This is a genomic window from Streptomyces sp. B93, assembly GCF_018070565.1.
GTDB lineage: Bacteria > Actinomycetota > Actinomycetes > Streptomycetales > Streptomycetaceae > Streptomyces.
In genome coordinates this window covers 46,093-69,108 of the sequence record NZ_JAGPXL010000038.1, presented here as the reverse complement: position 1 = coordinate 69,108, position 23,016 = coordinate 46,093, and the positions used below count along the sequence as shown (strand labels likewise).

The window sequence follows — 23,016 nt, the reverse complement described above, 5'->3', positions numbered from 1 at the left end:
CATAGTGTTTCGGTGGTTATAGCGTGAGGGAAACGCCCGGTTACATTCCGAACCCGGAAGCTAAGCCTTACAGCGCCGATGGTACTGCAGGGGGGACCCTGTGGGAGAGTAGGACGCCGCCGAACAAATTTTGAGGGAAACCCCGCATCTTCGGATGCGGGGTTTTCTGCGTTTGAGGGGGGGGGATCCCCCGGCCTGCATTACAGGCGGCCCGTTGTTTTCAGGGCCAGGTAGGCATCCGCCAGTGCGGGGGCCAGTTCGTCTGGGGTTGCGTCGACGACTGTGACGCCGTGTCGGCGGAGTTGCTCCGCTGTGCGGTGGCGTTCGGATTGGGCTTGGGCGGCTGCTGCTGCCTCGTAGACCGCTTCGGTTGTTCCTCGGGACTTGGCCATGTCGGCGATATGGGGGTCGGCGACTGAGGCGACGAGGAGTGTGTGGCGTTGGGTGAGCTGTGCCAGGACGGGGAGCAGGCCTTCTTCTACCGGGGCGGCGTCGAGGGTGGTGAGGAGGACGATCAGGGAGCGGCGGGGGGCCGTGCGGAGGGCGGTGGCGGTGAGGCCTCGGGCGTCTGTTTCGACGAGTTCGGGTTCGAGGGCCGCCATGGCGTTGACGAGGGAGGGCAGGACGTCGCCTGCGGTGCGGCCCTGGACGAGGGCGCGGACCTGACGGTCGTAGGCGAGGAGGTCGACGCGGTCGCCGGCGCGGGATGCCAGGGCGGCCAGGAGGAGCGCGGCGTCCATGGAGGCGTCGAGGCGGGGGGCGTCGCCGACGCGGCCCGCGGAGGTGCGGCCGGTGTCGAGGACCAGGAGGATGTGGCGGTCGCGTTCGGGGCGCCAGGTGCGTACGGCGACGGTGGTCTGGCGGGCGGTGGCACGCCAGTCGATGGAGCGGGTGTCGTCGCCGGGGACGTATTCGCGGAGGCTGTCGAATTCCGTGCCCTCGCCGCGTTGCAGGACGCTGGTGCGGCCGTCGAGTTCGCGCAGGCGGGCGAGCTTGGAGGGGAGGTGTTTGCGGCTGGTGAAGGGTGGCAGGACACGGACCGTCCAGGGGACGCGGTGGGTGCCCTGGCGGGTGAGGAGGCCGAGGGGGCCGTAGGAGCGGATGGTGACGCGGTCGGCCTGGCGGTCGCCGCGGCGGGTGGGGCGTAGGCGGGTGGTGATGCGGCGGCGTTCGCCTGCGGGGATCGACACGCGGTGGCGTGAGCCCGTCACTTCGGTGCCCGGTTGCCAGCTGCTGGGGGGCCAGGCGTCGCGGACCTTGGCGCGCAGGGGGCGGCGGGACGGGTTGGTGAGGGTGAGGGTGACGTCCGCGGGGTCGCCGAGGCGTACCGAGGTGTCGCCGGAGCGGGTCAGCCGCAGGTGTCGTACGGGGGCCGCGAGGGCGAAGTCGCAGGCGCAGGCGAGGGCCAGGGGGGCGTTCACGGCGATGATGCCCGTCCAGCTGGGGTCCCAGAGGCCGACGGGGAGGGTACCTAGGGCCGCGACGAGCGCGGCGCGTCCGGTGAGGGCCATCACCGGGGGACGGGGACGTGGGCGAGGACGGCGTTGATGACGGAGTCGGCTGTGACGCCTTCCATTTCGGCCTCGGGGCGGAGTTGTACTCGGTGGCGGAGGGTGGGGAGGGCGAGGGCCTTGACGTCGTCGGGGGTGACGTAGTCGCGGCCGGTGAGCCAGGCCCAGGCGCGGGAGGTCGCGAGGAGGGCGGTGGCGCCGCGGGGGGAGACGCCGAGGGTGAGGGACGGGGATTCGCGGGTGGCGCGGCAGATGTCGACGACGTAGGCCGTGATCTCGGGGGAGACGGTGGTCTTGGCGACTGCCGCGCGGGCCGCTTCGAGGCTTGCGGGGTCCGCTACGGGGCGTACGCCGGCGGCGTGCAGGTCGCGGGGGTTGAAGCCTTCGGCGTGGCGGGTGAGGACGTCGATCTCGTCCTGGCGGGAGGGGAGGGGGATGGTGAGTTTGAGGAGGAAGCGGTCGAGCTGGGCTTCGGGGAGGGGGTAGGTGCCCTCGTACTCGACGGGGTTCTGGGTTGCCGCGACGAGGAAGGGTTCGGGGAGGGGGCGGGGGGTGCCGTCGACCGTGACCTGGCGTTCCTCCATGGCTTCGAGGAGGGACGACTGGGTCTTGGGAGGGGTGCGGTTGATCTCGTCGGCGAGGAGGAGGTTGGTGAAGACGGGGCCAGGCTGGAAGGAGAACTCGGCGGTGCGGGTGTCGTAGACGAGGGAGCCGGTGACGTCGCTCGGCATCAGGTCGGGGGTGAACTGGACGCGTTTGGTGTCGATGTCGAGGGCGGCGGCGAGGGCACGGACGAGGAGGGTCTTGGCGACTCCGGGGACGCCTTCGAGGAGGACGTGGCCGCGGCAGAGGAGGGCGACGACGAGGCCGGTGACGGCGGGGTCCTGACCGACCACGGCCTTGGCGATCTCGGCGCGCAGGGCTTCCAGGGCGGCTCGGGCGCTGCCCGGGTCGCCGGTCTGCCCGGCGTTGTCAGTGGTCGGGTCCATCATGGACGGCGTACCTCTCTTTCGAGGGCGTCGAGTTGGTCGGTGAGTGCGATCAGGGCTGTGTCGTCCGTGGGCGGCGGGCCGAAGAGGAGGGTGTGCAGGGACTGTCCGTCGCCGTGGAGGTGGGCGGACAGGGCGGGGAGCAGGGCTTCGGGCGTGTGTGCCTGGGGGACGGGGACGCCTACGAGGGGGGCGAGGCGGGTGCGTGTGGTGGAGCGAAGAGCGGTGGCGGCGCGGTCGCGGGCGTTCGCCTTGCGGTAGAGGCGGGCGCGGCCTTCGACGGTTTCGGAGGCACGGATCGCGACGGGGAGTCTTTCGGGGACCAGGGGGCCGAGTCGGCGTGCCCGCCAGAGGGCGGCCAGTGCCGCGGCGATGAAGAGTTGCAGGGTGCCCCAGAGCCAGCCGGAGGGGAGCAGGTCGAAGAGGCCGCTGTCGTCTTCGGGAGTGGTGGCGGAGGCGTCGGAGAGTGAGGGGAGGTACCAGACCAGATGGGGGCGGGAGCCGAGGAGTTGGAGGGCGAGGGAGGCGTTGCCCTGCTCGTCGAGGTGGTCGTTGTAGAGGATGTCGGGGGCGCCGATGACGATGGTGTCTCCGTCGCCGGACTGGTCCGGGAGCTGGACGAGGGTGGCGAGGCGTTCGCTGGGGTAGCAGCGGACGGCGTCGGGGTGGGTGGTGATGTAGCGGTGGCCGCCGGTGTCCGCGCTGCCGGCGCGGCGGGCGGCGGGCAGGTCGCAGCCGGGGGTGAGGGTGGATTCGAGGCTGGTGGCGGGGTCCGCGGTGACGCCGGGGGCGAGTCGTTCGGCGGAGTGGTTGCCGGGGGCGATGAGGACGGTACGGGTGCCGGAGTCGGCCACGGAGGCACGCAGCAGGGTCTGTTGACGGTGGGTCAGCAGGTCGGGGACGGCGACCAGGAGGGTGGTGTCCGGGGCGGCGGCGGAGCGGGCTTCGTCCAGGGTGGTGACGACGCGGGTGGACACGCCGCGGTCGGCGAGGAGTTCGGCCACGGCGCGGCTGCCCTGGGGGTCGGCGGAGCGCGGGTCGAGGGTGCCGTGTTGGGCGTCGGAGCGGATGACGGCGATGACGACGGCGCCCACGAGGAGCAGGACGAGTGCGAGGGCGACGCCGCGCGCGCGGGTCCACACCTGGCGGGCGGTGGGGGAGGCCGAGGTGGACGGGAGCGTGGCCTCAGTGGTCATCCGGCGGCTCCGGGGCGGGTGCTGGCCGCGCTGTCGGCGTTGTGGGCGGTGCTGCTGGTGGCGAGCTGTGGTTTGGCGCGTTCGAGGTCGCGGTCGAGTTCGGTGATGCGGCGGTACGACTGTTCGTCGGCGGAGCGGCCGCCGTATGTGACGTCGTCGAAGTCGCGGGCGGCGGTGCGCAGTCGGTCGGCGTGGGCCGGCAGTGAGCGGCCCGCTTCGGCGGCTGCTTCGTCCGCGGTGCGGCCGGGGCGGGCGTCGAGGAGGGCGCGTTCCTCGAGGGCGCGGACGACGGCGCGCATGCGTTCCTGGAGGGCTTGGTTCCAGTGGCGTTGGGCGGCGTGCGCCTCGGCGGCGGCGCGGTGTTCGGCGGCGCTGCGGGGGCGGTCGTCGAACAGGGCGGGGGAGGTGGCGGGCTGGCGGCGTGGGGTGCCCAGGCGCCACCAGAGGGCGGCCAGGACGGCGATGACGGCCAGGATGATGACGATCAGGCCGACCGTGCCGCCGGGGGTCACGGAGGCCGCCCGGCCGAGGACGTCGTCCAGCCAGTCCCAGAAGGCGTCGAGGGCGCGTTGGAGGAGGCCGGGGTCGTCCTCGTGGTACATCCGCTTGGACAGTTCGCGCCGGGCCGCCTCCCGCGCGGGGTCGCGCGGGATCGTCAGCGGCGGCTCGTCGTCGGCGGCCAGGAGGGTGCCGCCGCTGGTGAGCGGTCCCGCCGCGCTCGTGTGGGCGCGCAGCAGGGGTCGTACGGCCGTGTCGGCGAGGCCCGGCAGCGCGGGTGCCGTCGTGAGGACTCCCCCGGGGAGGATCACCGCATCAGCTCCCGGGGGTGGTGCCGGGGGTGGGGTCCTGGACGCCCGCGGCGCGGGCGAGTTCGAGGTCGAGGGCCTCACGGCGGATGCGCTGGTCGATGTAGAGCAGGACGGTGACGCCCGCCGTGATCGGGAAGGTGACCATGGAGCCGATCACCGAGCCGATACCGCTGACGATGAGGAACGTCCAGCCGAAGTCGCCGGTGCCGTTGAGGAAGCTGCCGACGCCGTCGCCGCTGAGGGCGGCGGCGAGGAACGTGAAGGGGATGACGACGATCGCCGCGACGATGTTCGCGATGAGTGTGGCGAGCAGCTGAATGCCGAAGATCCGCCACCAGGAGCCGCGCACCAGCTTCGCGGAGCGGCTCATCGCCTTCTTGATGCCCTGCTTCTCCAGCATCAGCGCGGGCGAGGCGAGGGAGAAGCGGATCATCAGCCACAGGGCGACGACGGCGCCGCCGATGCTGCCCAGGACGGCGAGTGCGGCACCCGCGCCGCCGCCGCCCGCGAGGACGACCAGGAGGCCGGGCAGGGCGCCCGCGAGGGTCACGCCGACGGCGATCAGCAGCAGCAGGAGGATCAGGCCGAACAGCTTCATCACCCTCGGGCGGGCGTCGCGCCAGGCCTCGCCGGTGGTCACCGGGCGGCCGAGGACGGCGCGGCTGGTGACGGTGGTGAGCAGGGCGGTGGCGACGACGGTGCCGACCAGGGAGATCGCGAAGAGGACGGCGGAGCCCAGCATGGCGCTGCCCAGGGCGCTCATGAGTTCGCTCAGGGTGGCGCTGGGGTCCTCGAGGGCCTCGGTGTCGGCGTAGTCGTTGAGCAGGAAGCCCTGGACGAGGATGACGACGATCTCGGTGACGACGGCGACGGTCAGCGAGATGCCGAGCACGGTGCGCCAGTAGGTGCGCATGGTGGAAACGGCGCCGTCGAGGATCTCGCCGACGCCGAGCGGGCGCAGCGGGATGACGCCGGGCTTGGCCGCGGGCGGCGGGCCGCCCCAGCCGCCCGCGTTCCAGCCGCCGTAGCCGCTGCTGGGGCCGCCAGGACCGCCCCAGCCGCCTTGGCCGCCGCCTTGGCCGCCGGAGGGCGGGCTGCCCCAGCCGGGGCCCGGGGGCGGCGGCGGGGGCGCCTGGGGAGGAGTCTGCGGGCCGGTGGGTGCGGACCACTGCGCGGGCGGCGGCTGCTCCTTCGACCACTTCGAGCCGGGGCCCTGTGGATCCGCGCCCGGCTGCTCCGCGGGCGCAGGCTGCTGCGCGGGGTCGGGGCGGTCGGACGGGGCCGGATTGCCCGGCTGCTGCCCGTCCGACGGGGCGGATCCGGGCGAGGCCCAGCCCGGAGTGTCGTTCATCGTCGCTCCTTCACGGTGCCCGTCCGCGGGTGCGGCGGCAGTTTGGCAGACATCGTGCCATGGGCCGGTCGGGGAGGGACCGGCCGAGGTAGGGGCTGCGCACCTTCAATTGTCCGCCCGTCAGCGGGCAGACTGACCACATGGCTGATCAGCACGCGCAATCCGGCGAGGACAAGCGGCCGACCGGAATACCGGTACTCCGTTGGGAAGAACCACCTGAAGGCCCCGTTCTGGTGCTCCTGGACCAGACACGGCTGCCGGCCGAGGAGGTCGAGCTGGTCTGTACGGACGCGCCCGTCCTGGTGGAGGCGATCCGTTCGCTCGCGGTGCGCGGGGCGCCGGTGCTCGGCATCGCGGGCGCCTACGGTGTCGCGCTCGCCGCCGCGCGCGGCTTCGACGTGGACGACGCGGCGACGGCGCTGGCGGGTGCCCGTCCCACGGCGGTGAACCTCTCCGTGGGGGTGCGCCGGGCGCAGGCCGCCTATCACGCCGCGCTCGCGGCCGGTGGCGGCGCCGAGGAGGCCGCCGGGGCGGCGCTGGCGGCCGCGCGGCAGCTGCACCGGGAGGACGCCGAGGCCAGCGCCCGGATGGCGGGGCACGGGCTGGCGCTGCTGGACGAACTGCTGCCCGGCGGCGGGCACCGTATCCTCACGCACTGCAACACCGGGGCGCTGGTGTCGGGCGGGGAGGGCACGGCGTTCGCGGTGGCGCTCGCGGCACACCGGCAGGGGCGGCTGCGGCGCCTGTGGGTGGACGAAACGCGTCCGTTGCTGCAAGGTGCTCGCCTGACGGCGTACGAGGCGGCGCGCAACGACATGGCGTACACCTTGCTCACCGACAACGCGGCGGGGTCGCTGTTCGCGGCGGGGGAGGTGGACGCGGTGCTGATCGGGGCGGACCGGATCGCGGCCGACGGGTCGGTGGCGAACAAGGTGGGGAGCTATCCGCTCGCGGTGCTCGCGCGGTATCACCATGTGCCGTTCATCGTCGTGGCGCCGGTGACGACCGTGGACGCGGACACGCCGGACGGGGCGGCCATCGAGGTCGAACAGCGCCCCGGGTTCGAAGTGACCGAGGTCACAGCACCGCAGGTGCCGGTGGCCGGAGCGGGAGGCGGGATTCCGGTGGCACCCCTGGGGACCCAGGCGTACAACCCGGCGTTCGACGTGACACCGCCCGAACTGGTGACGGCGATCGTCACCGAAGAGGGCGTCGTCTCACCCGTGACGGGCGAGGCGCTCGCCGAGCTGTGTGCCAGGTCACGCCAGGTAACGATTAGCTAATGGGATGATGTCGTTTATGAAGGGACGAGTCCTTGTCGTCGACGACGACACCGCACTGGCCGAGATGCTCGGCATTGTGCTGCGTGGTGAGGGTTTTGAGCCGTCTTTCGTAGCCGATGGCGACAAGGCGCTGGCCGCTTTCCGTGAGACCAAACCCGACCTGGTGCTGCTCGATCTGATGCTGCCGGGGCGGGACGGGATCGAGGTGTGCCGTCTGATCAGGGCGGAGTCCGGGGTGCCGATCGTGATGCTCACGGCCAAGAGCGACACCGTCGACGTGGTAGTGGGCCTGGAGTCCGGCGCCGACGACTACATCGTCAAGCCGTTCAAGCCGAAGGAGCTGGTGGCCCGTATCCGGGCCAGGCTGAGGAGGTCTGAGGAACCGGCTCCCGAGCAGCTGGCCATCGGTGACCTCGTCATCGACGTGGCCGGGCACTCCGTGAAGCGGGACGGGCAGTCGATCGCGCTGACGCCGCTGGAGTTCGACCTGCTGGTGGCGCTCGCGCGCAAGCCGTGGCAGGTGTTCACGCGTGAGGTGCTGCTGGAGCAGGTCTGGGGCTACCGGCACGCCGCCGACACCCGGCTGGTGAACGTGCATGTGCAGCGGCTGCGCTCCAAGGTCGAGAAGGACCCGGAGCGGCCGGAGATCGTGGTGACTGTGCGTGGTGTCGGTTACAAGGCCGGGCCGAGCTGACATGCCCGGGGACAGCGCCGCTTCGGCGCCCGGCCGGTCCGGGACCCGTGCGGAGCGGCCTGTCGGCCGGGACACGGCGGGTTCCCGCTGGGCACGCTTCCTGGAGGGCGGGCTGCTGCACGGTGGTGTGCAGGGCAGCCCCGTCCTCAGGCTCTTCATGCGCTGGATACGGCGGCCGCTGCTGCCCATGATGCGGCTGTGGCGGCGCAACATCCAGCTCAAGGTCGTCGTCACCACACTGCTGATGTCGCTCGGCGTGGTGCTGCTGCTCGGCTTCGTCGTGATCGGGCAGGTGCGCAACGGCCTGCTGGACGCCAAGGTGAAGGCGTCACAGAGCCAGGCCACCGGCGGGTTCGCCGTGGCCAAACAGCGGGCCGAGGAGGCGGGCGGCGGGGCCGGTGACAAACCGGCCACCGTGGACGGCCAGTCCCCGCAGAACGTCATCCAGTGGATGAGCGACCTCGTCTCCTCGCTCTCCAGCGGCGGACAGGGCGCCTTCGACGTGGTCAGCCTGCCCACCGGCGACAACAGCGGCGGCGGGCGCGGCCCGCGCGCCTCCGGCGGCGTGGACCCCAACGAGAGCGTGCCCGCCGACCTGCGCGCGCGGGTCAACGCCAACAAGGTCGCCGCCCAGAGCTACACCCGCATCGCCTACCTCGACGGCGGCAAGGCCTCCCAGCCCGCCCTCGTCATCGGCAAGCAGGTCGACGACCCCAACGGCGACCCGTACGAGCTGTACTACCTCTTCCCGCTCACCCAGGAGGAGAAGTCGCTCAGCCTGGTCAAGGGCACCCTGGCGACCGCCGGGCTCTTCGTCGTCGTACTGCTCGGAGCGATCGCCTGGCTGGTCGTACGGCAGGTCGTCACGCCGGTGCGGATGGCGGCCGGGATCGCCGAACGGCTGTCCGCCGGGCGCCTCCAGGAACGTATGAAGGTCACCGGCGAGGACGACATCGCGCGGCTCGGCGAGGCCTTCAACAAGATGGCGCAGAACCTCCAGCTGAAGATCCAGCAGCTGGAGGACCTCTCGCGGATGCAGCGGCGGTTCGTCTCCGACGTGTCGCACGAGCTGCGGACGCCGCTGACGACCGTACGGATGGCCGCCGACGTCATCCATGAGGCGCGGGAGGACTTCGATCCCGTGACCGCGCGGTCCGCGGAGCTGCTCGCCGACCAGCTGGACCGCTTCGAGTCGCTGCTCGCCGACCTGCTGGAGATCAGCCGCTTCGACGCGGGCGCCGCCGCGCTGGAGGCCGAGCCGATAGACCTCAGGGAGGTCGTCCGCCGCGTCGTCAGCGGCGCCGAACCGCTCGCCGAGCGCAAGGGCACCCACATACGGGTCATGGGTGACCAGCAGCCCGTCGTCGCCGAGGCCGACGCCCGGCGCGTGGAGCGGGTCCTGCGCAACCTCGTCGTCAACGCCGTCGAGCACGGCGAGGGCCGCGACGTCGTCGTCAAGCTCGCCGCCGCGGGCGGGGCCGTCGCCGTCGCCGTACGTGACTACGGCGTCGGCCTGAAGCCCGGCGAGGCCACCCGGGTCTTCAGCCGCTTCTGGCGGGCCGACCCGGCACGCGCGCGTACCACCGGCGGAACCGGCCTCGGGCTGTCCATCGCCCTGGAGGACGCGCGGCTGCACGGCGGCTGGCTCCAGGCGTGGGGCGAACCCGGCGGCGGCTCCCAGTTCCGGCTGACCCTGCCGCGCACCGCGGACGAGCCACTACGAGGCTCACCCATACCGCTGGAACCCAAGGACGCACGCCACGGCCGCGCCACCGACACCGGTCGGCCGCGCGGCGGGGAGAAGACCGCCACCGTCCCGGCGCAGACCACCGGCAGTGGCCAGGTGCCGACGCGCGACCCGATAGCGGCGGCCCGCCTCGCGGCCGTCGCTCCGGCGGCAGACCCGACGGCACTGCCCGGCAACGGCGCGCGCGTGGTCGCCCGGCCGGGCACCGCGCAGCAGCCGCACGGCGCGGCACAGGACAGCCCGGCGGCCGGTGAGAGACCCGACGGGGCCGAGCAGCTGAATGGACAAGGGGAGGCATTTCGTGGGCGCTGACCGCGCGGGGGGCGCTCGGCGGACGTACGGGCGCGCGGTGACGTACGCCGTCTGTGGGGCCGTACTGCTGACCGGGTGCGCCTCCATGCCGGACCACGGGGATCTGCGGGACGTGGAATCCACGCCGCGGCAGGACACCCAGGTACGGGTCTTCGCGATGCCCCCGCGGGAGGACGCCGAACCTCCCGAGATCATGCAGGGCTTCCTGGAAGCGCTCACCAGCGACGAGCCGCAGTACGAGACGGCCCGCCAGTACCTGACGGAGAACGCGGCGCAGAAGTGGCGGCCCGAGCTGTCCACGACCGTGCTCGCCAACGGGCCCGACACCGCCACCGACCTCAGCGGCAACAGCGACCCCGAGGCCGACGACTACTCCTTCACCCTGACCGGCACGAGGGTCGCCCTGGTGGACGCGCAGCAGTCGTACGCGCCCGCCGACGGGACCTACAGCCGACAGGTGCACCTCGTGAAGGAGAAGAAGAGCGGGCAGTGGCGCATCGACGGACTGCCGCAGGGCGTCGTCATCGGTGAGTCGGACTTCCAGCGCAACTACATGTCCGTCAACAAGTACTACTTCGCCTCCAACGCGGCCGACGCCGAGGCGGGCGCCGCGTCGCAGCCCGCCGCCGTCGCCGACCCCGTGTTCGTACGGCGGCGGGTCGAGCCCATGACGCAGGTGGTGCGCTCCCTGCTCAACGGGCCCACGAGCTGGCTCGGGCCCGTCGCCCGGTCGAGCTTCCCGACCGGTACCGCGCTGCGGAAGGGGGCCGTGCTGGCGCCGGACGAGCAGAACCGGCTCACCGTGCCGCTGAACGGCAAGGCCGCGCGGGTCGGCACCGCCAAGTGCAACGAGATGGCCACCCAGCTGCTGTTCACCCTCCAGAACCTCACCCCCGCGGTGGACGAGGTCGAACTCCGCGCGGGCGACCGGAAACTGTGCGACCTGACGGAGGACCGGGCCCCGGCCGTCGCGTCCGTCGGCTCGGCACAGCAGGCCGACTACCTGTACTTCCTCGACGGGGAGCACCGGCTCGTACGGATCCCCGCGGAGAGCGGCACGACGAGCGCCGAGACCGTACCCGGGGCGCTCGGCGAGGGAGTGACCCCGCTGCGGTCGGCGGCGGTCGCGCGGGACGAGCACACCGCGGCCGGGGTCGGCCTCGACGGCAAGGCGCTGTACGTCGGTTCGCTGGTGTCGGGCGGCTCGCTCGGGGAGCCCGTGCTGCTCAGCGAAGGCAAGACCGAGGCGGACCGGCTGACCGCGCCCAGCTGGGACACGCGCGGCGACCTCTGGGTCGCCGACCGCGATCCGGCCAAGGCGCGGCTGCTGCTGTTGCGTGACGGCAAGGGCGAACCGCTCCAGGTGCGCACCCCCGGGCTGGACGGCCGGATCAGGTCCCTGCGGGTGGCCGCGGACGGGGTGCGGATCGCCCTAGTCGTCGAGAAGGACGACCAGCAGTCACTGCTCGTCGGGCGGATCGAATGGGAGCGGGTCGGCGAGGAGTCGACGGTGTCGATCCGGGAACTCCGTTCCGCCACGCCCGGACTGACCGAGGTCACCGCCATGTCGTGGGCCGGTGACAGCCGCCTCGTGGTCGTCGGGCGCGAGGAGGACGGCGTGCAGCACATGCGCTACGTCCAGGTCGACGGCTCCACCCCGGAGGGCCCGGCACCCGACGCGCTGACGGGCGTGAAGGACATCGCCGCGTCCGAGGGCGACCGGCTGCCGCTGGTCGCGTACTCGTCGGAGGACGGGATCGTGCGGATGCCGTCGGGGACGGCGTGGCAGAAGGTGGTCAAGGAGGGGGCGGGGCCGGTTTATCCCGGGTGAGGGGCTTGGCTCCTTGGTTTCCTTGGTGGGGGAACGGTCGTTTTCGGTCGGGGGTCCGGCCGGGGCGGCCGTTTTTTCTTCGGCGGGTACTTTTTGAGGGTGTTTTCGCTGGCTGTTGGGTTATCCACAGAAGTTATCCACAGGGGTGGCCCGATGCGGCGGGTGTTGGCAGAGTGGTCGTCATGCGGGGGTGGTGGCAAGACCTCACCGACCTTGTGCTGCCGGCCGACTGCGGTGGCTGCGGGCGGCCGCGCACGGTGCTCTGCCCGGAGTGCCGTGCGGCCCTGAGCGGCTCCGCGCCGCGCCGGGTACGGCCGACACCGGAGCCACCCGGGTTGCCGGTGGTGCATGCGGCGGCGGGGTACTCGGACGAGGTGCGTGCGGTGTTGCTGGCCCACAAGGAGCGGGGCGCGCTGGCGCTCGCCCGGCCGCTCGGAGCGGCGCTGGCGGGGGCCGTGCGGGCGGGGCTCGCGGGTGTGTTCGACGGACGGGGGGATGCGGAGTACGGCGGTGAAGGAGCCGTCGCGGGGGAGGTGCTGCTGGTGCCTGTGCCGTCGGCGCGGGCGGCGGTGCGGGCACGCGGGCACGACCCGGTGCGGCGGATCGCGCTCGGCGCGGCGCGGGAGTTGCGGCGGACGGGGACTCCGGCGCGGGTGCTGGCGGTGCTGCGGCAGCGGAGGGTGGTCGTCGACCAGTCGGTGCTGGATTCGCGGCAGCGGCTGGAGAACCTGGCGGGCGCGTTGGCTGTGGTGCCGGGTGGGGAGAGGTTGCTGCGGGGGCGGTCGGTTGTGCTGGTGGACGACCTGATGACGACCGGGGCTTCGTTGGCGGAGGGGGCGCGGGCTGTGGGGGCGGCGGTGGGGGGAGGGGTGGGGGTGGGGCCCCTCCCCGGAGCGGGGACGGCGGCCGTGTTCGAGGCGGGGCGCAGGGCACCGGTTCCGGACGTCGGTCCGCCGAGTCCGTCGCGAGTCCCGGCGCCGTCGCGAACCCCGACCCCGTCGCGGACTCCGGCGGCATCGAGGACTCCGGCGCCATCGCGAGTCCCGGCCCCGTCGCGAGTCCTTCCGGCGGCCGAGACAGGGGTGAATCCGGCGGTGTACTCGGCGGCTGGTCGGGATAGGACTGAGGCACGGATCGCGGAGGCGGTGGAAGGGAGTACCGGGCAGTCGGGTACCGGGGGGCGAAAGGCGGGTGCGGACGGCCTGGTCGGCGTGGTTTGCGCGGCGGTGGTCGCGGCGTCGCCCGATGCTTTCGAAATAAACCGGAACTGACCGCGAACTTGCGTCGTTGCAGGTAATGAGAGGGTCAATTCGCTGGAACGGAGGTACGTGGCAGTAGAGGGTGACGACATCCGGCCGGGCGAGATATGTTCGGTTGTGAGGGAAAGGCGCAGGCCACACCTCACATATCCGAATGCCGTGCCGCGGGTTTTCTCGAATCACCCGGGCCGGTGGGGTGGAGATCCTGCCCGCGGGGGAGGAGGAGGTGGACGTCACCGAGTCCGAGGTTCCGGGGCCCACCGGGACCTGGTGCACAAGGGAGATGCTCCGCCACTGGAGCGGAGCGATCCGGGAACGGAGTTCTGCGTGGACATCGTCGTCAAGGGCCGCAAGACCGAGGTGCCCGAGCGGTTCCGCAAGCACGTGGCCGAGAAGCTGAAGCTGGAGAAGATCCAGAAGCTCGACGGCAAGGTGATCAGCCTCGACGTCGAGGTGTCCAAGGAGCCCAACCCCCGACAGGCGGACCGTTCCGACCGAGTGGAGATCACGCTCCGCTCCCGCGGTCCCGTGATCCGGGCGGAGGCGTCGGCCAGCGATCCGTATGCGGCGCTCGACCTGGCGGCGGACAAGCTGGAGGCCCGGCTTCGCAAGCAGCACGACAAGCGGTACACCCGCCGAGGCGCAGGTCGGCTCACAGCGGCCGAGGTCGCGGACCACGTCCCGGGCGTGGCCACGCTGAACGGCAATGGTGCCGCCGTCCGCGAGGAGGAGCCGGACGCGGTGCCGACCAAGAGGATCGGCTCGCTGGAGGTGAAGGGCGAAGGGCCCCTCGTCGTCCGCGAGAAGACCCACGTCGCTGCCCCCATGACCCTGGACCAGGCTCTCTACGAGATGGAGCTGGTGGGGCACGACTTCTATCTGTTCGTCGACTCCGAGACCAAGGAACCGAGTGTCGTCTACCGGCGGCACGCTTACGACTACGGCGTCATCCACCTCAACACGGACCCGATGGTGGCCCAGGGCCAGCCGCCGGCCACGGGCGGTGCGCTCGGCGGCTGACCACGCCGGGTGACAGCCGATCCGGTGCCCCTGGAGCGTACGTGTACGCCCCCCAGGGGCACCAGTGTGCGACCAGTTCGCCCACGGCGTGGTGACCGCGATGTCGTCCGGGCATGAAATCATGGCGGCAACGGCCCAACCGGTGGGCCGTTGCCTTGGGTTGGCGATGGCACAGGACCGCAGGCCACAGCCTTCAGGGGGAGGAACGATGGCGGACACCTTCGGACCGATGCATGACGGGGACGCCGACGACGGCGCCGCGGGCATGGGCCCGGACGCGGGCTCTTCACGCACGGAGCCCATCCGTGTCCTGGTCGTGGACGACCACGCGCTCTTCCGTCGCGGGCTGGAGATCGTGCTGGCGGCCGAGGAGGACATCCAGGTCGTCGGCGAGGCGGGGGACGGCGCCGAGGCGGTGGAGAAGGCCGCGGACCTGCTTCCCGACATCGTGCTGATGGACGTGCGGATGCCCAAGCGGGGCGGGATCGAGGCGTGCACCTCCATCAAGGAGGTCGCGCCCAGCGCCAAGATCATCATGCTGACGATCAGCGATGAGGAAGCCGACCTGTACGACGCGATCAAGGCGGGCGCCACCGGTTATCTCCTGAAGGAGATCTCCACGGACGAGGTGGCCACGGCCATTCGCGCGGTGGCCGACGGGCAGTCGCAGATCAGCCCGTCCATGGCGTCGAAACTGCTCACCGAGTTCAAGTCGATGATCCAGCGGACCGACGAGCGCAGGCTCGTGCCGGCGCCGCGGCTCACGGACCGTGAGCTGGAGGTGCTGAAGCTGGTCGCCACGGGGATGAACAACCGGGATATCGCCAAGGAGCTGTTCATTTCCGAGAACACCGTGAAGAACCACGTCCGGAACATCCTGGAGAAGCTTCAGCTGCACTCCAGGATGGAGGCCGTGGTGTACGCGATGCGGGAGAAGATCCTCGAGATCCGGTGAGTCCGGGCCCCGGTCAGGCCAGGGCTCGGGTCAGTTCGCGGAGCAGGGGTTCGCGTAGCTCCGGGGTGGTCACCCGCTCCACGCGTACGTCGGTGCAGTCGACCCATGTGGCCGCCTCGACCAGCGCCTGGGCGACCGCCGGAGCCGCCTTCGCGCCGTCCAGGGTGACCTGCTTGGCCACCAGGGTGCGGCCCTCGCGGGCCGGGTCTACGCGGCCCACCAGGTGGCCGCCCGCGAGGACGGGCATCGCGAAGTAGCCGTGTATGCGCTTGGGCTTGGGGACGTAGGCCTCCAGGCGGTGCGTGAAGCCGAAGATGCGTTCGGTGCGGGCGCGTTCCCAGATCAGGGAGTCGAACGGGGACAGCAGGGTCGTACGGTGGCGGCCGCGCGGTGGGGCCTCCAGGGCCGCCGGGTCCGCCCAGGCGGGCTTGCCCCAGCCCTCGACCGTGACCGGGACCAGGCCCGAGTCCGCGATCACCGCGTCGACCTGCTCCGCCTTGAGGCGGTGGTAGTCGGCGATGTCGGCGCGGGTGCCGACGCCGAGGGACTCGCCCGCCAGGCGGACCAGGCGGCGCAGGCACTCCGTGTCGTCCAGGTCGTCATGGAGCAGGGCGCTGGGGACGGCGCGTTCGGCGAGGTCGTAGACGCGCTTCCAGCCTCGGCGTTCCACGCAGACGACCTCGCCGTACATCAGCGCGCGTTCCACGGCGACCTTGGAGCCGGACCAGTCCCACCAGTCGCTGGTGCGTTTGGCGCCGCCGAGTTCCGTCGCGGTGAGGGGGCCTTCCGCGCGGAGCTGTTTGATGACCTGGTCGTAGGCGCCGTCGGGGAGTTCGTGGTTCCAGTGCGGGCGGTTGCGGTAGGCGCGGCGGCGGAAGGCGAAGTGGGGCCATTCCTCGATGGGGAGGATGCAGGCGGCGTGGGACCAGTACTCGAAGGCGTGGGTGTCGCGCCAGTAGGCGTGCTCGACGGTTGTGCGGCCTACGGGGCCGAGGCGGGCGTAGGGGACGAGTTCGTGGGAGCGGGCCAGGACGGAGATGGTGTCCAGCTGGACCGCGCCCAGGTGGCGGAGGGTGCCGCGGACGCCGGCTCGGCGGTTGGGGGTGCCCAGGAAGCCCTGGGCCTTGAGGGCGATTCGGCGGGCCTCGGATGCGGTGAGGGATGTGGCCGGGCGCGGGGTGGTCATGGGTCGCACGATAGAGGGCGGGACTGACAGTGGGGGGTGAGCTGGGGGTTTGCGGGCGGGCGACCGGGGGGTTGGGTTGCTGTGGAGTGGGTTGCGCGGCCCGGCGGGGCAGGGTGCCTCCCCCAAGCTCTTCGAGCAGGGGGACCCCCAGCGCCGAGCAGGGGGCCCCAGCGCCCCAGCGGCACGACTGTCCGCGGATGTGGGCGAGGTGGGTGCCGTTATGGGGTGGGGTGGGGGAGGTAGGGGGACGTTGAGGGGAGGTTGAGGTCTGAGGGGAGTAGGGAGGCCAGCCAGCAGTCGCGGCGTACGCCCTTGTTGTTGATGGCGGAGCGGAGGGTGCCTTCCAGGGTGAAGCCCGCCTGTTCGGCGACCGCGCGGGAGGCGTGGTTGCCCACCTCGGCGCGCCATTCGACGCGGTCGACGGCGAGCTGGGTGAAGGCCCAGTGGGAGGCGGCGAGGGTGGCCTCGGTGGTGTAGCCGTGGCCGCGGTGTTCCTTGGCGGCCCAGAAGCCGATCTCGGCGACGCCGAGGGAGCGCATGGTGAGGCTGAGCATGCCCGTCAGGGCTCCGTGGGGGAGGAAGACGCCGAAGGTGAACATGGAGGCGTTGGCCCAGCCCTCGGGGACGAACTGTTCCGTGAAGCTCTCGGCGTGCTCGCGGAGGTAGGGGGAGGGGATGGTCGTCCAGCGCTGGATGTCCGGGTCCTGGGCGGCGGTGTACACGGCGTCGGTGTCGTCGGAGTCCACCGTGCGGAGGAGGAGGCGTGGGGTGGTGAGCCTGACGGGTTCCATCGCGCCGATTGTGGTCGGGGTCGCGCCGGGACGCCATGTGCGGGGCGGTGCGTGATCGTGTGATTACTTTTCGCGGAAATCGGGGGTGCGGCGCGGCACCATCGGGGACGCCCGGACGTTGTCCCCTTTGAAACAGCGCATCGCGTTGTCACGGTCGTCGCGGCAGCCCTCCCGGCGCGGCCGGGTCCTCGCATACGATGGCCGTTGCTCAGTAAGTCAAAACGGAAACCGACCGTCCCAGGCCCGACCGGCAAGGAGACCAACCCCCGTGTCCGTCCTCTCGAGAATCATGCGTGCAGGCGAAGGCAAGATCCTGCGCAAGCTGCACCGCATCGCGGACCAGGTCAACTCCATCGAAGAGGACTTCGTCGACCTCTCCGACGCCGAGCTGCGGGCCCTCACGGACGAGTACAAGCAGCGGTACGCCGACGGCGAGAGCCTCGACGACCTGCTGCCGGAGGCGTTCGCCACGGTGCGGGAGGCCGCCAAGCGCGTCCTCGGCCAGCGGCACTACGACGTGCAGCTGATGGGCGGCGCGGCGCTGCACATGGGTTATGTGGCGGAGATGAAGACCGGTGAGGGCAAGACCCTGGTCGGCACCCTGCCCGCGTATCTGAACGCTCTCTCCGGAGAGGGCGTCCACATCGTCACGGTCAACGACTACCTGGCCGAGCGCGACTCCGAGATGATGGGCCGCGTCCACAAGTTCCTCGGTCTCGAGGTCGGCTGCATCCTCGCCAACATGACTCCGGCCCAGCGCCGTGAGCAGTACGGCTGCGACATCACCTACGGCACGAACAACGAGTTCGGCTTCGACTACCTCCGCGACAACATGGCCTGGTCGAAGGACGAACTCGTCCAGCGCGGCCACAACTTCGCCATCGTCGACGAGGTCGACTCCATCCTCGTCGACGAGGCCCGTACGCCGCTGATCATCTCGGGTCCCGCCGACCAGGCCACGAAGTGGTACGGCGACTTCGCCAAGCTGGTCAGGCGACTCAAGCGCGGTGAGGCCGGGCAGCCCCTCAAGGGCATCGAGGAGACCGGCGACTACGACGTCGACGAGAAGAAGCGCACGGTCGCCATCCACGAGTCCGGTGTCAGCAAGGTCGAGGACTGGCTGGGCATCGACAACCTGTACGAGTCGGTGAACACCCCGCTCGTGGGCTACCTGAACAACGCCATCAAGGCGAAGGAACTCTTCAAGAAGGACAAGGACTACGTCGTCATCGACGACGAGGTCATGATCGTCGACGAGCACACCGGCCGTATCCTCGCCGGTCGCCGTTACAACGAGGGCATGCACCAGGCCATCGAGGCCAAGGAAGGTGTGCCGATCAAGGACGAGAACCAGACGCTCGCCACGATCACCCTCCAGAACTTCTTCCGCCTCTACAACAAGCTCTCCGGCATGACCGGTACGGCGATGACCGAGGCGGCCGAGTTCCACCAGATCTACAAGCTCGGTGTGGTCCCCATCCCGACCAACCGGCCGATGGTCCGCAAGGACCAGTCGGACCTGATCTACCGCACCGAGGTCGCCAAGTTCGACGCGGTCGTCGACGACATCGCCGAGAAGCACGAGAAGGGGCAGCCGATCCTCGTCGGCACCACCTCGGTCGAGAAGTCCGAGTACCTCTCGCAGCAGCTCAGCAAGCGCGGCATCCAGCACGAGGTGCTCAACGCCAAGCAGCACGACCGGGAGGCGACCATCGTCGCCCAGGCCGGACGCAAGGGCGCTGTCACGGTCGCCACGAACATGGCCGGCCGTGGTACGGACATCAAGCTCGGCGGCAACCCCGAGGACCTGGCCGAGGCGGAGCTGCGTCAGCGCGGTCTCGACCCCGAGGAGCACATCGAGGAGTGGGCGGCCGCCCTGCCCGCCGCCCTGGAGCGCGCCGAGCTGGCGGTGAAGGCCGAGAAGGACGAGGTCGAGGCGCTCGGCGGCCTCTATGTGCTCGGCACCGAGCGGCACGAGTCGCGTCGTATCGACAACCAGCTGCGCGGTCGTTCCGGCCGTCAGGGCGACCCGGGCGAGTCCCGCTTCTACCTCTCGCTCGGCGACGACCTGATGCGTCTGTTCAAGGCGCAGATGGTCGAGCGCGTGATGTCGATGGCGAACGTCCCCGACGACGTGCCGATCGAGAACAAGATGGTTACCCGCGCGATCGCGTCCGCCCAGTCGCAGGTCGAGCAGCAGAACTTCGAGACCCGTAAGAACGTCCTGAAGTACGACGAGGTCCTCAACCGTCAGCGTGAGGTCATCTACGGCGAGCGGCGCCGCGTCCTGGAGGGCGAGGACCTGCACGAGCAGGTGCAGCACTTCATGGACGACACGATCGACGCCTATGTCGCCGCGGAAACCGCGGAGGGCTTCGCGGAGGAGTGGGACCTCGACCGGCTGTGGGGGGCGTTCAAGCAGCTCTACCCGGTGAAGATCACCATCGAGGAGCTGGAGGAGGCGGCCGGGGACCGGGCGGGTCTCACCGCCGAGTACATCGCGGAGTCCATCAAGGACGACATCCGCGAGCAGTACGAGGCCCGTGAGGCGCAGCTCGGCTCCGAGATCATGCGTGAGCTGGAGCGCCGGGTCGTGCTGTCGGTCCTGGACCGCAAGTGGCGCGAGCACCTCTACGAGATGGACTACCTCCAGGAGGGCATCGGTCTGCGCGCGATGGCGCAGAAGGACCCGCTGGTGGAGTACCAGCGCGAGGGCTTCGACATGTTCACCGCGATGATGGAGGGCATCAAGGAGGAGTCCGTCGGCTATCTGTTCAACCTGGAGGTCCAGGTCGAGCAGCAGGTCGAGGAGGTCCCCGTCGAGGACGCCGCGCCGTCGCTGGAGAAGCAGGACGCGGTGCCCGCGCAGGCGGGCGGGCGTCCGGAGATCCGTGCCAAGGGCCTGGAGGCTCCGCAGCGGCGGGAGCGGCTGCACTTCTCCGCGCCGACCGTGGACGGTGAGGGCGGTGTCGTCGAGGGCGATCTGCCCAGCGACGAGGAGCCGGTCCGCTCCTCGGCCGACGGTCTCACGCGCGCGGAGCGGCGTAAGCAGTCCCGGGGCGGGCGTCGCCGGAAGAAGTGAACGTCGAACGGTGAGCGCTGAGTGGTGAGCGCCGAGCGTTGAGCCGGTGGGGCCGGGCATCCTGAGGGTGCCCGGCCCCACGGTTCTGTGTGCCGTCCGTGGGTGGCTCAGGTGTCGTCCCGCCGGGGTGGGCGGGGGCCGTCCAGTTCTACGGCCGTGCAGCGCCAGCGCAGGTCGTCGCCCAGTTCCAGGCGGAAGGCCATGGCGCGCAGACGGCTGCCGGTGAGGATGCGGGCGAAGGCCTCCAAGGCGCCGGGGCGGGGTTCGAAGTAGCCGATGTCGCGGATCACCGGGTGGATGGTGCGGGTGCCCTGGTGGGGGCGCAGGGGGCCGTGTTCGGCGAGGTGGGCGAGTTCGTCGTAGGCGCGGCCCGCGGTCTGGCCGAGCATCCAGTGGACGGGGCGCCTGCCGCTGAGCACGGCCAGCAGGCGGTCGGCGAAGACATCGGTGGGGCGGGGGCGCCGTGGTGCGGAGCGGCGCTGGGTGGTGCGGCGTGGGGGTGTGGGCGGGCGGCCGTCGGTCGGGGCGGTGCGTGAGGGGCCGGAGGGGCGGCGGGGGTCGCGGCGGCCTGGTGGACGGGTCGCGGTGGGGGTGGTGGTGGTGGTGCGGGGGGGGTGGTGGCTTGTGGTGGGGTTGGCGGGGGGGGGGGGGGTGGTGCCGGGGGGGTGGGGTCGTGGGGTGGTCGCGGGGCGTGGGGGAGAGGCCGTGGTCCTGGTTGTGATCTTGTACATGGGTCCCCGTTTCGACGGCCCGGTGAATACCGGGCAGTAACTTGTTGCTGGTGATCTTGTACGGGGTATGGGGTGCGTCGGCAAGGCGGTGCGCGGCCGTGTCCGGGCCGGGACGAGGTTCACCTATCTGGGTGGTCGTGCGGGGGAAGTGGGAGGTCGTGGGGGTGTGCCGGGTGACTTTCCGGGAGCGGGGTGGACGCTTTCGGGGCGCCTGGTATGGACTCGAAAGAGGACACGCGCACGTATCCTGAAGGCCCTCCGAGCTGATCCCGACCAGGAAAGCGGCCCGCCATGCGCGTCTACGTCCCCCTGACCCTCCCCGGTCTCGCCGAGGCGTACAGGACGGGTGAACTGGGCGCCGGGCCGTTCGTCGCCTACGCCGTCACGCCGGCGCTGCGGGAGTGGTACCTCTCCGAGGACATCGAGGAACTGGAGTACGCCGCGCTGAGCCGGGCCGCGCTCGCCTCGCTGCGGCTGCTCGCGGCCGACGCGGGGGCACCGCGGCGGCGGGTCGTGGTCGCCGTGGACGTCTCCGACGGTGCCGCGACGTCCGATCCCGACCGGGGGCTCGATCCCGAGGCGCTCGGGGAGGTACGGGTCGCGGGGAGCGTGGCGCTGGCGAAGGCGGCGTCGGTGCATGTCGACTCGGACGACGCGGAGGCGGACGTGGCCGCGGCCGCGGCGGCGCTCGAGGCGGCGGACGGTGGGGACGACGACGCGCAGTTCGTGGTGGACGGGGCCGAGGACCACGAGCTGTTGTGGTACGCCACGCAGGAGATCGGGAACCTGGTCGGTCCCGTGGAGTGACCCGTCTCTGGATTGTCAGTGGGGGCGGGTACGTTTTTGGGCATGGGGATGCACGGGAAGAAGGATGGCGCGCACATCGTGTGGGACTGGAACGGCACGCTGTTCCACGACAATGACGCGATCATCGGGGCGACGAACGCGGCCTTCGCCGAGCTGGGGCTGAAGCCGATCACGATGGAGCAGTACCGGGCGCTGTACTGCGTGCCGGTGCCCAAGTTCTACGAGCGGTTGATGGGGCGGCTGCCGACGGACGCCGAGTGGGAGGTCATGGACGCGACCTTCCACCGGTACTACACGCGGCACCGGGTGCGGTGCGGGCTCACCGAGGGCGCCGTGGAGCTGCTGGCGGAGTGGGGGTCGGCGGGGCGCAGTCAGTCGATCCTGAGCATGTACGGGCACGAGGAGCTGGTGCCGCTGGTCCGGGGGTTCGGGATCGAGACGCACTTCGTGCGGGTCGACGGGCGGACCGGGCCGTCGGGTGGCAGCAAGGCCGAGCACATGGTGCGGCATCTCGGGGCGCTGGAGGGGGTGTCGCCCGGGCGGACCGTGGTGATCGGGGACGCGGCGGACGATGCGGTGGCGGCGTCGCACGTGGGGGCGCGGGCCGTGCTGTACACCGGGGGGTCGCACGGCCGGGCCAGCCTGGAGGCGGTAGGGGTGCCCGTCGTGGACACGCTGGAGGAGGCCGTGGTGGAGGCGGAGCGGATAGTGGCGGCGGCGTGAGGCGTGGTGTGAGGTGGGGCGCCCCTCGTGTGGGGACGTGGGGCGCCGGGGCGGTGACGTGGGGCGCCGGGGTAGTGGTCGTCAGGTCGTCGGGGCCTTGGACCTGAGGACGGTCAGGAACTCTCGCATCCAGGTGGGGTGGTCCGGCCAGGCCCTCGCCGAGACGAGGGTGCCGTCCACGACGGTTTCCGTGTCCTGGAAGGTGGCGCCGGCCGTCTGCATGTCGAGTTCCAGCGCCGGGTAGGCGGTGACGCGGCGGCCGCGCAGGCCGTCGATCGCGGCGGTGAGGAGGGGGCCGTGGCAGATCTGGGCCACGGGTTTGTCGGCGTCGAAGAACGACTTGAGGATCTTGCGGAGTTCGGGGTCGTTGCGGAGGTACTCGGGGGCTCGGCCGCCGGGGATGACTACGGCGGCGTACTGGCCGGGGTCCACGTCGGCGAAGGCGAGGTCCGCGGGCCAGGTGTAGCCGGGCTTTTCGGTGTAGGTGTCGAAGCCGGGTTCGAAGTCGTGGACGACGAACTGGAGTTTCTTGCGGGTGGGGGCGGCGAGGTGGACCTCGTAGCCCTCCTCCTGGAGGCGTTGGTAGGGGTAGAGGACTTCGAGGGATTCTGCTGCGTCGCCGGTGAGGATGAGGATCTTGGTGGGCATGAGGGCTCCCGTGGGGGTGGGGCGGGGTCCTTGTGTGGGTGCGTCTCTGGCAACGTGCCTCGGGGGCGGGGGGTTGCCAAGGGGACGCGCC

19 protein-coding genes and 1 rRNA gene are annotated in these 23,016 nt (G+C 71.3%); 11 read left to right on the top strand and 9 right to left on the bottom strand.

The window, feature by feature from the left end; genetic code table 11:
- Positions 1–8 precede the first annotated feature (8 nt).
- A 5S ribosomal RNA gene (gene rrf, locus KBY47_RS28090) occupies positions 9–125 on the top strand.
- Positions 126–200: 75 nt separating this feature from the next.
- Here the strand turns inward: rrf and KBY47_RS28085 are convergent.
- The 5 genes from KBY47_RS28085 to KBY47_RS28065 are packed head-to-tail and all read right to left on the bottom strand — an operon-like array spanning position 201 to position 5,856.
- Entirely contained in the window at positions 201–1,511 is a 1,311-nt protein-coding gene (locus tag KBY47_RS28085; RefSeq protein ID WP_210925797.1) for a DUF58 domain-containing protein, read from the bottom strand.
- Positions 1,511–2,500 (bottom strand): MoxR family ATPase, encoded by a 990-nt coding sequence (locus KBY47_RS28080; RefSeq protein ID WP_210925793.1) that lies wholly within the window; start codon positions 2,498–2,500, stop codon positions 1,511–1,513. The genes KBY47_RS28085 and KBY47_RS28080 overlap by 1 nt, the downstream gene beginning before the upstream one ends.
- Entirely contained in the window at positions 2,500–3,696 is a 1,197-nt protein-coding gene (locus tag KBY47_RS28075) for a DUF4350 domain-containing protein (RefSeq protein ID WP_210925792.1), read from the bottom strand. Before KBY47_RS28075 ends, KBY47_RS28080 begins: the two co-directional genes overlap by 1 nt.
- Positions 3,693–4,505: a DUF4129 domain-containing protein gene (locus tag KBY47_RS28070; protein WP_210925790.1), complete on the bottom strand. Its 813-nt coding sequence runs from the start codon at positions 4,503–4,505 to the stop codon at positions 3,693–3,695. The genes KBY47_RS28075 and KBY47_RS28070 overlap by 4 nt, the downstream gene beginning before the upstream one ends.
- Before the next feature lie 4 nt (positions 4,506–4,509).
- The gene (locus KBY47_RS28065; protein WP_210925788.1) at positions 4,510–5,856 is read right to left on the bottom strand and encodes a glycerophosphoryl diester phosphodiesterase membrane domain-containing protein; all 1,347 of its coding nucleotides are present in this window, start codon (positions 5,854–5,856) and stop codon (positions 4,510–4,512) included.
- A 140-nt stretch (positions 5,857–5,996) separates the two neighbouring features.
- On the opposite strand from KBY47_RS28065, the gene mtnA reads away from it, so the two are divergent.
- The 7 genes from mtnA to KBY47_RS28035 all read left to right on the top strand — a co-directional run bounded on the left by mtnA (position 5,997) and on the right by KBY47_RS28035 (position 14,957).
- Positions 5,997–7,139 carry an S-methyl-5-thioribose-1-phosphate isomerase gene (gene mtnA, locus KBY47_RS28060; RefSeq protein ID WP_210925787.1) on the top strand — a complete coding sequence of 381 codons (1,143 nt, stop codon included), beginning with the start codon at positions 5,997–5,999 and terminating at the stop codon, positions 7,137–7,139.
- A 4-nt stretch (positions 7,140–7,143) separates the two neighbouring features.
- Positions 7,144–7,833 (top strand): two-component system response regulator MtrA, encoded by a 690-nt coding sequence (gene mtrA / locus KBY47_RS28055; RefSeq protein WP_015659998.1) that lies wholly within the window; start codon positions 7,144–7,146, stop codon positions 7,831–7,833.
- Position 7,834: 1 nt separating this feature from the next.
- Entirely contained in the window at positions 7,835–9,892 is a 2,058-nt protein-coding gene (gene mtrB / locus KBY47_RS28050) for an MtrAB system histidine kinase MtrB (protein ID WP_210925784.1), read from the top strand.
- The gene (locus KBY47_RS28045) at positions 9,882–11,723 is read left to right on the top strand and encodes an LpqB family beta-propeller domain-containing protein (RefSeq protein WP_210925782.1); all 1,842 of its coding nucleotides are present in this window, start codon (positions 9,882–9,884) and stop codon (positions 11,721–11,723) included. Before mtrB ends, KBY47_RS28045 begins: the two co-directional genes overlap by 11 nt.
- 182 nt (positions 11,724–11,905) lie before the next feature.
- On the top strand, positions 11,906–12,994 hold the full coding sequence (locus tag KBY47_RS37410) for a ComF family protein (RefSeq protein WP_374103121.1): 1,089 nt from the start codon (positions 11,906–11,908) through the stop codon (positions 12,992–12,994).
- A gap of 315 nt (positions 12,995–13,309) precedes the next feature.
- Complete coding sequence (gene hpf / locus KBY47_RS28040; RefSeq protein WP_374103119.1) at positions 13,310–14,002, top strand: ribosome hibernation-promoting factor, HPF/YfiA family; 693 nt, start codon at positions 13,310–13,312, stop codon at positions 14,000–14,002.
- A 208-nt stretch (positions 14,003–14,210) separates the two neighbouring features.
- Positions 14,211–14,957, top strand: coding sequence for a response regulator transcription factor (locus KBY47_RS28035; protein ID WP_210925780.1), 747 nt, complete (start codon positions 14,211–14,213; stop codon positions 14,955–14,957).
- Positions 14,958–14,970: 13 nt separating this feature from the next.
- Here the strand turns inward: KBY47_RS28035 and KBY47_RS28030 are convergent, their stop codons facing one another.
- Positions 14,971–16,143: a winged helix-turn-helix domain-containing protein gene (locus KBY47_RS28030; RefSeq protein WP_210925778.1), complete on the bottom strand. Its 1,173-nt coding sequence runs from the start codon at positions 16,141–16,143 to the stop codon at positions 14,971–14,973.
- Between the two features lie 218 nt (positions 16,144–16,361).
- Positions 16,362–16,934, bottom strand: a complete 573-nt coding sequence (locus KBY47_RS28025) for a GNAT family N-acetyltransferase (protein ID WP_210925776.1) — start codon at positions 16,932–16,934, stop codon at positions 16,362–16,364.
- Between the two features lie 268 nt (positions 16,935–17,202).
- On the opposite strand from KBY47_RS28025, the gene secA reads away from it, so the two are divergent.
- Entirely contained in the window at positions 17,203–20,016 is a 2,814-nt protein-coding gene (gene secA / locus KBY47_RS28020) for a preprotein translocase subunit SecA (protein ID WP_210925774.1), read from the top strand.
- Between the two features lie 107 nt (positions 20,017–20,123).
- Here the strand turns inward: secA and KBY47_RS28015 are convergent, their stop codons facing one another.
- Positions 20,124–20,747 (bottom strand): Rv3235 family protein, encoded by a 624-nt coding sequence (locus tag KBY47_RS28015; protein ID WP_210925772.1) that lies wholly within the window; start codon positions 20,745–20,747, stop codon positions 20,124–20,126.
- A gap of 291 nt (positions 20,748–21,038) precedes the next feature.
- Here KBY47_RS28015 and KBY47_RS28010 point away from each other — a divergent pair, with 291 nt between their 5' ends.
- The gene (locus KBY47_RS28010) at positions 21,039–21,554 is read left to right on the top strand and encodes a hypothetical protein (protein ID WP_210925770.1); all 516 of its coding nucleotides are present in this window, start codon (positions 21,039–21,041) and stop codon (positions 21,552–21,554) included.
- Positions 21,555–21,602: 48 nt separating this feature from the next.
- A complete protein-coding gene (locus KBY47_RS28005) occupies positions 21,603–22,277 on the top strand; it encodes an HAD family hydrolase (RefSeq protein ID WP_374103120.1) in 675 nt (224 codons plus the stop codon).
- A gap of 81 nt (positions 22,278–22,358) precedes the next feature.
- Here the strand turns inward: KBY47_RS28005 and KBY47_RS28000 are convergent, their stop codons facing one another.
- Positions 22,359–22,925, bottom strand: a complete 567-nt coding sequence (locus tag KBY47_RS28000; RefSeq protein ID WP_210925766.1) for a DJ-1/PfpI family protein — start codon at positions 22,923–22,925, stop codon at positions 22,359–22,361.
- Positions 22,926–23,016: the final 91 nt, after the last annotated feature.